Genomic DNA, 13,766 nt, shown 5'->3' on the forward strand with positions numbered 1-13,766 from the left:
CGTCGCGGAGACAAAAAAGAGAACTTCATACTCATTCTCCGACGAGAAAAACCCGCATAACAGGCCGCGCCAACGACTTAGCCCCGACACTCACTTCCAGCCCAGTCACCGACCGCGGCAGCGGCGCATTCCCCAACTGGGGCACCTTCAAATTATTGTCGTTCTCGGTAATCGCACTCTGCACATCCTTCATCTGCGTGGTCCAGCCGACCTTCGGCACATAAACACGAGCCGAAATAGCACCGACACCGCCCATCAAAGGCACCGCCGTCCAGCCACTTCCCTCGCCCCCGCGCAGCGCACTCCGCAACTCGCCCACATTCCCGAGCGGCGGCGACGCATACCGGATCACGCGCCCCTCGGACACGCGATACCTCACCACCTGCAAGCGTGGCGCCGTCCCCGGCAACACTGTCTCCCGCACGATTTGCAACACGCTGCCGCTGACCGACACGGCCGCCTGCCCGGACTCGTCATCCGACGCGGCCTGCCGCGCGTCGATCCGCATCTGGTCGAATAGCTGCGCAAAGACGCGCTCGTCTTCCATCGCGTTCGTAATCGTCTCCCGGCCACGAATGATCTGGTCCAGCCCGCGCCACGACAACACGGCAATCACCGCCATGATCGCAATCGCGACCAGCAGCTCGATCAGCGTGAAACCACGCGCGCCCGATCGGCCGCGGCGCTTACAGCGAACGGTTGTTTTCATTCGCGACCACCGTGACCATCTGAGCGAGATTGCCGGAACGCCCAGGCATCGTCACCATCACTTCCACTCGACGAAACACCGGGTTCGGCGTCGCCGTCACATGCTCGGTACAGATCAACTGCAAATTGCCCTGCGAACAGTCAAAACTCGTCGAGCCGACGTTCGGCCAGCCATGCGTCAAATGCAATTGCGCCAGCGTATTGTCCGCACTCCATCCCGCCAGCAGCCGTCGATGCAAGTCGGCTTCGCCGCTCGCAAGACTGCCCACCGCGCGCAACGACGCCGCCAACGCAATCGCGATGATCGCCAGCGCCACCAGCACTTCGATCATCGTAAAACCGCGCTGCGAATCACACTGCGATTCGCGCGCGCCCACATCCTTGCAACGACGCATCTCAGTGCACCTCATAGCGGCCGTTGCCCGTGCCGACGATCGTCGCGCGCCCCGCTGCCGAAAACAACGTGATCTGTACGGGCACGTCGATCGCCTCGGTACCGAACACGACTCGGCTCGGGTGCGAGTCCGACCCCGGGTAATCGATCGTGACGCCAGTCACACCACCTTCCCAATTGCGCGGCCCAAGCAGGTCGTCATGCAGCGGACGCCAGCCGTCCTCAGTACGCAAATCGAAACGGAACCCGCCGTCGAGCGGTTGCCATGCGATCGGCCGTGCACGCACCTGGGCTTCGTCGCCGGCCGATTCGAACAGCAGCGCGAGCCGCTGCGCTTCTTCGTTCAGATCGGTGCGCGGATTGCGGGTCATCGTCAGTGCTGTTAGCGATACGAGAATGCCTGCGATCACCAGCACCACCATCATTTCCAGCAGCGTGAAGCCCGCCGCACGCTTCGGGCCGCCTGCACCGAAACCGCGGGCGCCCCGCAGTCCGCGCACGCGTGCGCGGTCGCACGCCGTGCCCGGCAGCGAGGCCGTACACAGAGTGTCCACGTGGGACTTGCAAGCGGACAGTCGCATAGTGCCGGCCACGAACGATCAACTAAAGATCAGAAAAACAATACGTCGATAAGACGCGCGACGGATCGCGAGGAAGCAGGGCGATCCGGCACGCCTGACAATCAACGGCGCTTAATGAGCAACTGCAGAGCAACTGCAGAACAACTGCAGAACAACTGCAGAACGACTGAACTACCGGACTACTGCCACGAACCGATGTCGGCATCATTGCCTTCGCCACCCGGCTTACCGTCCGCGCCATAGCTGAACACATCGATTTCACCATGCACGCCCGGGTTCAGATACTGATAGGTATTGCCCCACGGATCGTTCGGCAGACGTTCGAGGTAACCGCCATCCTTCCAGTTGTTCGGCACCGGGTCGGTGGTCGGCTTTTCGATCAGCGCGCGCAGGCCTTGCTCCTGAGTCGGATAACGGCCGTTGTCCAGACGATAGAGTTTCAGCGCCTGCATGACCGTGCCGATGTCCTGTTTGGCGGCGACGCGCCGCGCTTCGTCCGGGCGGCTCATGATTTTCGGCACGATCAATGCGGCCAGAATGCCCAGAATCGCGATCACGACCATGATTTCAATCAGCGTGAAACCGCGCTGACGACGGCTGCGCGGAGCCGCGATTTCAATACGTCGTGTGGTCGACAGTTGCATAGCTTGCTACCTCTTTCAGGTGAAATTTTCGATCCGGCGGGACTCGCGTGTCAGCCAATCAGGGTGTCATTGAACGCGCCCGGCCGGTCATTTTAATGTCATGGTGTTGAAGGGTTGCGAGAAAACGCCAGGCCCCCAAAGTTTCCGCTCAGCAGGCAGTCCCCTTGGGGGATCGTCTCCCCTCGGGGGCCTGGCGCGAAGCGCCAGGTTAAGGCACTTTCCCCCAACGCAATTTTCACAATAGTCCGTACAATATGCGCATGAACGCCATTCAAATCCGCCTTCTGTCGCTCGCGCTGTTCGCCGTGTTTTGCGCGACGCTGACCTACTGGGTCATCACGCTCTCCACGACGTCCGGCGCGCCGTTGCCCGCTGCCGCCGCGCATGCGCAGGTCTCGACCGAACAGGCCGCCACGCTGTTCGGCGGCCAGCTCACCCGCAGCGCCAACCAGGACGTGCATCTGTTCGGCATCCTCGCTTTGAGCGAAGGCGCCGCAGCCATCGTCAGCGTCGGCGGCGAACCGCCACATGCCGTGTCGATCGGCAGCGCCCTCATGCAAGGCGCCAAACTCTCCGAAGTCCGCGCCCGCTCGATCATCATCGACCGCAATGGCGCGCATTCCGAAGTGTTCCTGCCGGCCAATCCGGCAGGTCCCACCATCTACGTCCGCTAATTCAGGCGTTGTGCCTGGCTTCAGCTGATTGCGCGGCCGCTGCCACGGCTGCCACCTGCGATTGTCACAGCGGTGACAATCCGGGTTACCACCGGTGGCTGCAACAGTGGCTGCAACAGTGGCTGCAACCGTTGTTGCAACCGTTGTTGCAACCGTTGTTGCAACATTAACCGCTGCCACCGCGCGATCGGAAAACCTCTCCGCCTTACTGCACCAGGTTGTTCAACTCGATGATCGGCAGCATCACCGCCAGCACGATCACCAGCACCACGCCCCCCATCGCCAGAATCAGCAGCGGCTCGAGCAGGCTCGTCAGGAACATCGTGCGACGCTCCAGCTCGCGTGCTTCGCCGTCGGCCGCGCGGTCGAGCATGGTGGTCACGTCGCCGGTCGCTTCACCCGAACGGATCAGGTGAACCAGCACCGGCGGAAACGTCTTCGTATTACCGAGCGCGCGCGATAGTGACGTGCCTTCGCGCACACGCACGATCGCATCGTCGATGTTCTCGCGCATCGCGTTGTTGCTGAGCGTTTCGGCGGCGGCTTGCAGCGCGCGCAGAATCGGCACGCCCGCTGCCGTCAGAATGCCGAGCGTGCTGGCAAAGCGCACCGTGTTGTAGCCGCGCACCAGCTTGCCGAGCAGAGGGGCGGTCAATAGCCACCGGTCGAATGCGAGGCGCGGGCCGGGCTGCTTCAGGATCGAGCGGACCAGATACGCCAGCGCAGCGATGCCGATCAGCATGGCCCACCACCAGTGCCGCACGAAACCGGACAGCGCCATCATCATGATGGTGAGGAAGGGCAGTTGCTGCTTGGTGCTGGCGAATACGTTCACCACTTGCGGCACCACATAGCTCAACAGAAACGTGACAATGCCGAACGCGATAAGGGTCACGATCGCCGGATACGTGAACGCGAGCACGATCTTCTGCTTCAACGCATTGCGTTGCTCGATGTAGTCCGCGAGTCGCGAGAGCACCAGGCCAAGCTTGCCGGTATGCTCACCGGCGGCCACCAGCGCGCGATAGATCTCGGGGAAGTCTTTAGGATGCTGCGTCAGCGCATTCGCGAGCGAATGGCCGCCAAGCACTTCGGCGCGAATCGACGCCATCAGCTCGCGAATGTAGTCGCGCTCCGATTGCTCGGTCAGCACCGAAAGCGCTTCGTCGAGCGGCAAGCCTGCGATCAGCAGGCTGGCCAGTTGGCGCGTGAGAATCGCCTGCTCGCGCTGCGACAAACGCCGTCCCAGCGACAAGCGCTGATTGCGCTCGCCACGTGTGCGCGTCGCAGCCGGTTCGACGACGAGCGGCGTCAGTCCTTGCGAACGCAGATTGGTCCGCGCGCCACGCGCGCTATCCGCGTCGAGCACACCTTTTTGCGCCTTGCCCGCCGCATCGATCGCTTCGAAACGAAATGCCGGCATGACCTTATGCTCCGCCCGTCACGCGGATCACTTCTTCGAGCGACGTCAGCCCGGAGGCGAGCCAACGGTCCGCATCCTCGCGCAGCGTGCGCATGCCTTGCGCACGGCCCGAAGCCAGAATTTCCGCATCGGATGCGTTGCGGTGAACCAGCGTGCGGATTTCATCGTCGATCAGCAGCAGTTCATAGACGCCGCGCCGGCCTGCGTAGCCCGACTGCCCGCACCTGTCGCAGCCGACCGGATGCCAGCGCACGCTGCCATCTTCTTCGACGCGCTCTTCGCGGCACACCGGGCACAGGCGCCGCACTAGCCGCTGCGCCAGCACGCCGAGCAGCGACGACGCCAGCAGGTACGGTTCGACGCCCATATCGGTCAAACGGGTCACCGCGGAGGCCGCATCGTTCGTGTGCAATGTCGCCAGCACAAGGTGGCCTGTGAGCGACGCCTGCACCGCGATCTGCGCGGTTTCCAGGTCGCGGATTTCACCGATCATGATGACGTCCGGGTCCTGCCGCAGAATCGAGCGCAACGCTCGCGCGAAGGTCATGCCGATCCGCTCGTTGACCTGCGTCTGGCCGATGCCGGACAGGTCGTATTCGATCGGGTCTTCGACCGTCATGATGTTGGTGGTCGCGGTTTCGAGCCGCGACATCGACGCGTACAGCGTGGTCGTCTTGCCCGAGCCGGTCGGACCGGTCACCAGCACGATGCCGTGCGGCTTGCCGATCAGCTTGTCGAACTTGACGAGCGTATCGGGCGCCATGCCGAGCGCTTCAAGGTTCAGGCGCGAGGCGTCCTTTTCCAGCAGACGCAGCACCGCGCGCTCGCCGTGGCCGGTGGGCAGCGTCGAGACACGCACGTCGACCGGACGTCCACCCACGCGCAGCGTAATCCGGCCGTCCTGCGGCAGACGCTTCTCGGCAATGTCGAGCTGCGCCATGATCTTGATCCGTGAGATCAGCGCGCCGTGCAGCGCCTTTTTCGGCCGTACGACGTCGCGCAGCGTGCCGTCCACACGGAAGCGCACCACAGAAGAAGTCTCGAACGGCTCGATGTGAATATCCGAGGCCTGCTCGCGTGCCGCTTGCGTGAGCAGCGCGTTGATCATGCGGATGATCGGCGCGTCGTCTTCCGACTCGAGCAGATCCTCGACCTCGGGAATGTCCTGCATCAAACGCGACAGATCGACTTCACCTTCCACTTCGCCGACCACCTGTGCCGCGCTGCCGTCCTGGCGCGCGTAGGCCTGGTTGATCGCCTGGGCCAGTTGGTCGGCCGGCACACGCGTCACCGACAACGCACCGAAGTTGCGTGCGACTTCGGCAAGCGCCGCGTCGCTGGTGCGTTCACTGATCCAGACTTCGAGGCCGTCGGCGTGCTGATGCGCGACCAGAATCTGGCCGCTACGGGCAAAGCCGTAGGGCACGAGGCGCGCAGCGACCCCCGACGGCGCGATGCGTTCGGCATGCTCCGCCACGACCGCGGGCGCCATCGCCGAGGCGCTCGTCGCTGCCGGCGATCCTGAGGCTGACGGCGGCGTGGACGGCGTGCTCACGGCTGCACTCCAGGTGACGCCTTGGACGGCGCCGGCATCGGGTTCGTCTGTACAGGGCCGCCATTCATAACCGGATTCGTCTGCACGGCGGCGCCACTCGTCACCGGATTCGTCTGCGCAGCGCCGCCACTCGTCACCGGATTCGTCTGCACCGCACCGCCATTCATGACCGGCGCCGTACCGGAAACGGGCGGCGGCGCCATCTGTTGACGGCGCATCTGGTCGAGATTAAACAGGTTCATCGCGGGCGAACCACCCTCGGCCGGGCCGAGCGGCATCGGCGGAACCACCGGATCGTCCTTGTCCTTGATCAGGTTGTTGTCCGATTTGTACGCGCCCTGCACACCCTGGATGTAGTCGTAGCGGTTCGACGTCACGGCCTGCGCGGTATCGCGATCGCTGATGATCACGGGGCGCAGGAACACCATCAGGTTGGTCTTGTTGCGGGTTTTCTGTTCCGAACGGAACAACTGGCCGATCCATGGGATATCGCCAAGCAACGGCACCTTGCTGTTGCTGACCTGGTAGTTGTCCTGCATCAGCCCGCCCAGCACAATGATCTCGCCGTTGTCGGCGAGCACCGTCGACTGGATCGAACGCTTGGTGAATTCCGGGCCGGCCGGGTTGGTCGTCGCGTTGGTCGTGCCGTTGACGATCGCCGAGTCTTCCGTGTAGAGCTGCAGCTTGAGAATCCCACCGTCGGTAATCTGCGGTTTGATGTGCAGCGTCAGACCGACATCGACACGGTCGTAAGTATTGAACGCCTGGCTCGCGGTCGAGCTCGTGAGGTTCGAATACGAACCCGTCTGGATCGGCACGTTCGTGCCGACCACGATCTTGGCTTCCTCGTTGTCGAGCGTGATGAGGTTAGGCGTGGACAGCACGTTTGCGTCGGCGGTCTGCGATAGCGCCTGCAGCAGCGCGCCGAGTCCCTGCACACCGAAAATGTTGTGTATCCACCCGACGTTGAGCCCCTGCTGGAGCGCCCCGCCGCCGAGCGCGCTGGCGAGACCGCCGGTGGCCGTGTTTGCCGCGGCGGCCGCGGTCAGATTGACGATGCTGTTGCTGGAGCCGGTCGACAGGTTCGTGCCAGCAAAAACTGAATTGTTCGCGATCTGCCACTGAATGCCGAGATTCGCGTTCGTAGTGGAGTTCAACTCGACGATGAGCGCCTCGATATAGACCTGCGCACGCCGCGCGTCGAGCTGGTCGATCACCGATCGCAGGTTGCGGTACACCGGGTCGGACGCCGTGATGATCAGCGAGTTGGTTGCAGAGTCCGCCTGAATCATGCCGCCAGGCTGATTGTCGTCTCCCTTGTCCTTGTCCCCACCGAGCAGGCCGCCGGAACCGGAACCGCCGCTTGAGCCGTATCCTCCACCACTGCCACCCATCGGCGACGCCGTCGAACTGCTATTCAGCCCACCCGACGGCAGCGGCGGCGTACCCGACTGGCCCGTCGAATTGCTGCCCAGCCCACCACCGCCGCTCTGGTTGAACGAATTCGCTTCGCTCGAACCACCCGACGAACCGGTGTCGCCGCCTTTACCGAGCATCCCGCGCAGGGTCTTCGCGAGCTTCGTCGCGTCCGCGTTGCGCAGCGGCACGACGTGCATGTTGCCGGGCATGGTGGTCGGCGTGTCGAGTTCCTTTGCCAACTGCTTCGCGGCCGCGAGCCGCCCGCCGTTCGAGGCACGGATCAGCAGCGCGTTGGTGCGCGGGTCCGCGGTGACCGACACCTTCAGCGTCGCATCGGTGCTGCCGATCGCGCCGGGGTCGAGCATCTTGGTCAATTGCGCGGCGATGTCGATCGCGTTGGCGTTCTTCAACTGCACCACCGACACCGATTGGCCCGCAGCCGTGTCGACCCCCGCGATGATCTGCGCGATACGCCGCACGTTGTCGGCGTAGTCGGTCACCACAATCGTGTTGTTGGCCGGGTAGGCCGCCACGGTATTGTTCGGTGAGATCAGCGGACGCAAGACGGGCAGCAGGTTATTGGCCGATTCGTTCTTCAGCGCGAACACTTGTGTGACGATCTGATCGCCACGTGCAACCGGTGTATTGCCGACATAAGTCGGCACGCCTTGCAGCTTGGCATCGGCCTCGGGCACCACCTTCAACACGCCGTGGTCCTGCACCAGCGCAAAGCCCTGCATCCGCAACGCGGATTGCAGGGTCTTCAGCGCCTGATCTTCAGGCACCGCATTCTCCGACACGAGGTTCAACTGACCTTTCACGCGCGGGTCGACGATGATCGTTTTGCCGGTTGCCGCCCCGATCGCCTTGGCCACCTGGTCGATATCGGCGTTCACGAAGTTGAGTGTCACCTGTGCCTGTGCTGTCTGCGCGGTGATCAATCCAGCCACCAGCAGCGCCGTTGCGACGCGACGCAATGCCATACGATTTCTTCTCATGGAATGTGGGATCGATGCCGACGGCCGCAGCCGTCGACGGTCATGCAGTGCGAACATTTGAGCAGGCCGCCGCCCTGTCGGTCTGCCAGCCAGCCTCACGGGCGGTCAACGTCCCGGATGCCAGACATCCAATGTCCGAAAAAAATGAACAGTAACAGTTTTTCATGTCGGATTTGTCACAAAAGAAACGGCGCCGTGCGATTCCTCTAAAGACCGCCACAGACTGTCAAGCAATTGAAAGCAAATGAGCTTCTGTGTGTTGGGCCGCAAAAGCGCTTCGTTTTACGCTCGATTATGTCGGTTAGCCAACTTGACGCATATGAGCCTGCCGGTATGATACGAGGCGTTCGAGGTGCTGGTTGCGACTTGCCGAGGCGGGTTTTCCCCGATACCCGGCAAAAGCCCGGCCAGTGAGCGCTCACCGGCGCGCAGCGGCAGAAGTATGGCCGGTGCATTGCCTTACCAAACCTTACCCTTGAGATTTGATTAGTCGTCTTGACTGATGAAACGAACCTTCGTCACCGTCGCCGCAGGGCTTGCCATGCTGATCGCAGCAGGGTCCGCGCGCGCCGATTGCTTTGACGAGGCTGCGGGATATCAGAAGGTCAACCCCCTGATTCTGCGCGCAATTGCGTGGCAAGAGTCGCACAATCGGCCGGACGCGCTGCACAAGAACGCCAACGGATCGACCGACTACGGCGTCATGCAGATCAACTCGATCCATCTGCCTACGCTAGCCCAGTACGGTATCTCGCAAGGCACGCTGATGCAGCCTTGCAAGAACGTCTACATCGCGGCATGGCATCTGCGCCGCCAGATGAACAAGTACGGCAATACCTGGCAGGCGGTTGGCGCGTACCACTCCGAAACGCCGGCGCTGCGTGACAAATACGCGCAGCAGATCGCCGCGATCCTGCGCAAGTGGAATCTGATGCCGGCTGGGCACTGAGCCGTTCCCGCCACGCGGCCGTTCCCCGTTTGATGCACAATGCGGCTTCGTGCTGCCGTCGGCGTTCGGCCCTCTTCGGGCCCCGGAATCATGCGACTCCAAGCCCGGCACGCCCTCCAATCCTCTTGTCTTCCCGTACTGCGATGAACCAGCCGCTATTGCCCGTCACCGTGCTCTCCGGTTTTCTGGGCGCCGGCAAGACCACGCTCCTGAACCACATCCTCGCGAATCGTGCCGGTCTGCGCGTCGCGGTGATCGTCAACGATCTGGCCGCCGTCAATATCGATGCAACGCTCGTGCGCGATGCCGCCGCCCTCTCGCATCTCGAAGAGCAGCTCGTCGAGCTGTCGAACGGCTGCATCTGCTGCACGTTGCGCGACGATTTGCGGGTCGAGATCAAGCGGCTTGCCGCCGAACAGCGCTTCGACGCGATCCTGATCGAATCGACCGGTGTGGCCGAGCCCATGCCGATTGCCGAAACCTTCACCTTCGTCGACGACGACGGCGCGTCGCTGTCCGATGTCGCGCAGCTCGATACGATGGTCACGGTGGTCGACGCGTTCAACTTTCTGCGCGACTACGGTTCAGCCGACGCGCTCTCCGAACGGGGCCTCGCCGCGACTGACGAGGACGATCGGACGCTGGTCGAATTGCTGATCGAGCAGATCGAATTCTGCGACGTGCTGGTGGTGAACAAAGTCGATCTGGTGAGCGCCGATGAGCTCACGCGTTTGCAGCGCATCCTCGCCCGCATCAATCCGCGCGCCGTACAGGTGGTAAGCCGTTTTGGCGAGGTACCGCTTGCCGAAGTGCTGAATACCGGACGTTTCGATTTCGACGAGGCATCGAGCGCACCGGGCTGGCTGGCGTCGCTCAATCATGAAAATGAGCACGACCATGAACACGGCCATGCGCATCACGGCGAAGCGGACGAATTTGGCATCGGCAATTTCATTTACCGTGCGCGGCGGCCGTTTCACCCGGAGCGCCTGTGGGCGCTGCTGCATCAGGAATGGAAGGGCATCTTGCGCAGCAAGGGCTTCTTCTGGCTCGCCACACGTAACGACATTGCCGGTTCGCTGTCGCAGGCGGGTGGCGCTTGCCGCCATGGTCCGGCGGGGATGTGGTGGGCCGCCCAGGATCGCAGCGAATGGCCGGACGGCGACGACGAGCTGGCCGCCGAAATTGCCGCCGACTGGTATGGCGAACCGGACGATCTGAGTATCGGCGATCGCCGCCAGGAACTGGTGATGATCGGCGTCGGCATCGACGCGGCGGTCTGGAAAGCGAAGCTCGACGCGTGCCTCGTAAACGATGAGGAATATGCGGCGGGTCCGCAGGCGTGGCAACACTTCGCCGATCCGTTCCCGGCATGGGACTTCGACGAGGATGACCATGACCACGATCATCATGACCACGACGGGCACGGCCACGGCGAGATCGTGCATCGTCACGATTGAGCTTGAACGGCCCTTCGGGCTCGTGCCGAGTGATTAGCCGCGACGCCCGTCGCTGCTAATCACTAATGCCAGAGGAAAACGCAGACGAAAAAAAACCCGCCGTTGGCGGGTGTCAACTGCCAGGCAGTAATCTGCTTAGCGCTTGTTGACTGCGTCCTTGAACGCCTTACCAGCCGTGAACTTGACGGTCTTGGCGGCCGGGATCTTGATAGTCTCGCCGGTCTTGGGGTTACGACCCGTACGTGCTGCGCGCTTGCCCGAACCGAAGCTGCCGAAGCCGATCAACTGGACCGCATCACCCTTCGACACAGACTTCTTGATCACTTCAAGCAACGTGTCCAGCGTCTCACCGGTTTGAGCCTTGCTGGCGCCGGTCTGTCCTGCGACGGCGTCGATCAGTTCCTGTTTGTTCATTAAGGTTCCTTTCTGAGTTTAGGTTGACACGAACAGCGCGAACGCGCCGATTATACGTGCGCGGGCCGCACCGTCGAGCAGCTGCGGCTCCGGATCCCCTCCGGACAATTAGCACGGGGTAGTTGACTGCCCCGCGGCCGTGCTGCCGCTCCCTTCGCGGCGCTTGCTATGATAGCGCAGCGCAAACCCAATCAGGACAAGGGTTTCAAAGAATTAAGCGGTTCCGGGGCCGATATCGGGGAGAAACCCTTGTTTTTCCTCGTCATCGACCTCAATAGAAGGCTGAAACCCAGTATGGACGGGGCTTAGCGTTGGTTTTTTCCAACGTTACGCGCGTCTTTTTCGCCGCCCGGCGAGCTGCGCGCGCTGGCGGTAACGTCTGACCCGCTCTTTCTAGCGTCAATTTCCGCCGCGCATGACCGATCCGCTAATCCCCGCCGTCCTCGCTTTCCGCGACAACGGCACGCCGTTTTCACCGCTCTACGACGACATCTATCACAGCGCCGTCGGCGGTCTCGAACAGGCTGAGTACGTCTTCCTTCGCGGTAATGAGCTGCCGCAGCGGTGGCAGGGGCGCCGCATTTTCACCGTGCTCGAAACCGGCTTCGGCATGGGCATCAACTTCCTGACCACTTGGGCTGCCTGGCGTGCCGATCCGGCGCACTGCGAGCGGCTGCACTTCGTGTCGACTGAGAAGCATCCGTTTACTCAGGCCGATTTGCGCAGCGTTTATGCGGCGACGATTTCGGATCCGGAAATTGCCGCGCTGGCGCAAACGCTGGCCGCTGAGTGGCCGATGCTCGTTCCCGGCACGCACCGGCTCGAATTCGAGGGCGGACGGATCACGCTGACGCTTGTTTTCGCGGATGCGCTGGACAGCCTGTCAGCGTTGCGGTTGCGCGCCGACGCGTTCTATCTCGACGGCTTCGCACCGGCCAGGAACCCTGAAATGTGGACGCCCGCGATCTTCAAAGCGCTCGCCCGGGTAGCCGGTGAGGGCGCCACGTTCGCGACCTATAGCAGCGCCGGCGAAATCAAACGTGCGCTGACGCAAAACGGCTTTGTGTACCAAAAAGTTGACGGCTTCGGCTGGAAACGCGCGATGCTGGTCGGCCATTTCGCGCCACGCTGGCGCGTACGCCGCTATGAACCGCCCACGCCGCTTGAAGTCGACGAACGACATGCGATCGTGATCGGCACCGGGCTCGCCGGCTGCGCGGCGATCGAGCGGCTGATCTCGCGCGGCTGGCGCGTCACGTCGCTGGAACGGCACGCGTCGGTGGCTCAGGACGCCTCGGGCAACCCGGCCGGCGTGTTCCATCCAATGATCTCGCGCGACGACAGCGTCGCTTCGCGCGTCACGCGCGCGGGCTTTCTCTACACGCTCAGACGCTGGGCAACGCTCGAACGCCTGGGTCACCGTCCATTGCGTGGCGCGCCGGGGCTCTTGCAGATCGCCGCGGACGACGAAGAAGCACGCGCGATGAGCGAGGCAATCGCGGCGTTCGCTTACCCGTCCGAATACGTGACGCCCGTATCGCTGAGCGAAGCACAACGATTTGCGGGCATGCCGCTCGCGCGCAGCGGCTGGCTCTTTCCCCACGGCGGCTGGATCGACCCGGCGTCGCTTTGCGCCGCGCAGTGCGCGGCGGCGGGCGGGCTGCTTGAACGCTGCTTCGGCGTGGAGGTGGCGCACCTCGAACGGTCCGGGAATCAATGGACCGTCTTCGACGCAACAGGGCAGGTCGTCGCGCGTGCGCCGGTTATCGTTGTCGCAAGCGCACACGAGGCCGCACGCATCGCCGGTTTACGGCACGCGCCGACCCGCAGCATCCGCGGCCAGCTGACTTTGCTGCCACCGGGCACCGTCCCCCCGCTCGCTATGCCGGTAATCGGCGAAGGCTACGCCGTCCCGCTCGCCAGCGGCGTCACGCTGACCGGTGCGACCTACGAACTTGACGACCCTGATGCCTCGCTGCGACCGGCGGGTCATCTGGAAAACCTCGAGCGTGTCGGGCAGATGCTGCCGGCCTTTGACGGCATCGTGGATCCGGCAAGCGCGGCGGCGCTCGCCGGACGCGTGGCGTTTCGCTGCGTCACGAGCGACCGGATGCCCATGGTCGGCAACTTCGCCGACGAAGCCGCCTCGACCCGCGACGCCCATCGCCTGCGTGGAGCCTGGCCGCTTGATTTGCCACGCGTCGACGGCTTGTACGGCGCATTCGCCTACGGGTCGCGCGGTCTGGTATGGGCCGCGCTGGGTGCCGAGCTGATCGCCTCGCAAATCGAAGGTGAGCCATGGCCGCTCGAACGGGAGTTGGCCGAAGACATCGATCCTGCTCGCTTCCTCTTACGCGCGTTGCGCCATGGCACGGCGAGTTAACTGCGCGCGCCGAACCTCCGTGACGCGAAAAGTTATCCACTGAAACGTGTGGATAACCGCATCGTTTACCGGCGCAACTCATGTGGAACCGTTGTGGACGTAAACGGGGTAACTTTGCCGCCGCCGAAAATCGCGAAAAGTTACCCTTGTATACCCGCCGCTGC

The 13,766-nt window shown here is 63.1% G+C and carries 12 protein-coding genes; 4 read left to right on the forward strand and 8 right to left on the reverse strand.

Going from position 1 to position 13,766, the window contains the following annotated elements; genetic code table 11:
- Positions 1-31 precede the first annotated feature (31 nt).
- The 4 genes from KHO23_RS30435 to gspG form a co-directional block, all read right to left on the reverse strand.
- A complete protein-coding gene (locus tag KHO23_RS30435; protein ID WP_211616111.1) occupies positions 32-709 on the reverse strand; it encodes a PulJ/GspJ family protein in 678 nt (225 codons plus the stop codon).
- Positions 687-1,103, reverse strand: coding sequence for a type II secretion system minor pseudopilin GspI (gene gspI / locus KHO23_RS30440; RefSeq protein WP_211616113.1), 417 nt, complete (start codon positions 1,101-1,103; stop codon positions 687-689). The genes KHO23_RS30435 and gspI overlap by 23 nt, the downstream gene beginning before the upstream one ends.
- Before the next feature lies 1 nt (position 1,104).
- On the reverse strand, positions 1,105-1,683 hold the full coding sequence (locus KHO23_RS30445) for a GspH/FimT family pseudopilin (RefSeq protein WP_211616115.1): 579 nt from the start codon (positions 1,681-1,683) through the stop codon (positions 1,105-1,107).
- Positions 1,684-1,862: 179 nt separating this feature from the next.
- A complete protein-coding gene (gspG, locus tag KHO23_RS30450) occupies positions 1,863-2,327 on the reverse strand; it encodes a type II secretion system major pseudopilin GspG (protein WP_211616117.1) in 465 nt (154 codons plus the stop codon).
- Between the two features lie 260 nt (positions 2,328-2,587).
- On the opposite strand from gspG, the gene KHO23_RS30455 reads away from it, so the two are divergent.
- On the forward strand, positions 2,588-3,001 hold the full coding sequence (locus KHO23_RS30455; protein WP_211616119.1) for a type II secretion system protein N: 414 nt from the start codon (positions 2,588-2,590) through the stop codon (positions 2,999-3,001).
- 205 nt (positions 3,002-3,206) lie between these two features.
- On the opposite strand, the gene gspF is transcribed toward KHO23_RS30455, so the two are convergent.
- Genes gspF through gspD form a run of 3 tightly spaced genes read right to left on the reverse strand, consistent with a single transcriptional unit; the run spans position 3,207 to position 8,381 of the window.
- Entirely contained in the window at positions 3,207-4,424 is a 1,218-nt protein-coding gene (gene gspF / locus KHO23_RS30460) for a type II secretion system inner membrane protein GspF (RefSeq protein ID WP_211616121.1), read from the reverse strand.
- Positions 4,425-4,428: 4 nt separating this feature from the next.
- Positions 4,429-5,979, reverse strand: a complete 1,551-nt coding sequence (gspE, locus tag KHO23_RS30465; RefSeq protein ID WP_211616122.1) for a type II secretion system ATPase GspE — start codon at positions 5,977-5,979, stop codon at positions 4,429-4,431.
- Positions 5,976-8,381, reverse strand: a complete 2,406-nt coding sequence (gene gspD, locus KHO23_RS30470; RefSeq protein WP_211616124.1) for a type II secretion system secretin GspD — start codon at positions 8,379-8,381, stop codon at positions 5,976-5,978. The genes gspE and gspD overlap by 4 nt, the downstream gene beginning before the upstream one ends.
- 517 nt (positions 8,382-8,898) lie before the next feature.
- Here gspD and KHO23_RS30475 point away from each other — a divergent pair.
- Both KHO23_RS30475 and KHO23_RS30480 read left to right on the forward strand, forming a co-directional pair.
- Entirely contained in the window at positions 8,899-9,345 is a 447-nt protein-coding gene (locus tag KHO23_RS30475; protein ID WP_211616126.1) for a lytic transglycosylase domain-containing protein, read from the forward strand.
- Between the two features lie 143 nt (positions 9,346-9,488).
- Positions 9,489-10,805, forward strand: coding sequence for a GTP-binding protein (locus tag KHO23_RS30480; protein WP_211616160.1), 1,317 nt, complete (start codon positions 9,489-9,491; stop codon positions 10,803-10,805).
- A 135-nt stretch (positions 10,806-10,940) separates the two neighbouring features.
- On the opposite strand, the gene KHO23_RS30485 is transcribed toward KHO23_RS30480, so the two are convergent.
- Positions 10,941-11,219, reverse strand: coding sequence for an HU family DNA-binding protein (locus KHO23_RS30485; RefSeq protein ID WP_006050811.1), 279 nt, complete (start codon positions 11,217-11,219; stop codon positions 10,941-10,943).
- A 415-nt stretch (positions 11,220-11,634) separates the two neighbouring features.
- On the opposite strand from KHO23_RS30485, the gene mnmC reads away from it, so the two are divergent.
- Complete coding sequence (gene mnmC / locus KHO23_RS30490) at positions 11,635-13,602, forward strand: bifunctional tRNA (5-methylaminomethyl-2-thiouridine)(34)-methyltransferase MnmD/FAD-dependent 5-carboxymethylaminomethyl-2-thiouridine(34) oxidoreductase MnmC (protein ID WP_211616128.1); 1,968 nt, start codon at positions 11,635-11,637, stop codon at positions 13,600-13,602.
- Positions 13,603-13,766 lie beyond the last annotated feature (164 nt).

The sequence above is a fragment of the Paraburkholderia haematera genome (assembly GCF_905220975.1).
Classification (GTDB): Bacteria; Pseudomonadota; Gammaproteobacteria; order Burkholderiales; family Burkholderiaceae; genus Paraburkholderia; species Paraburkholderia haematera.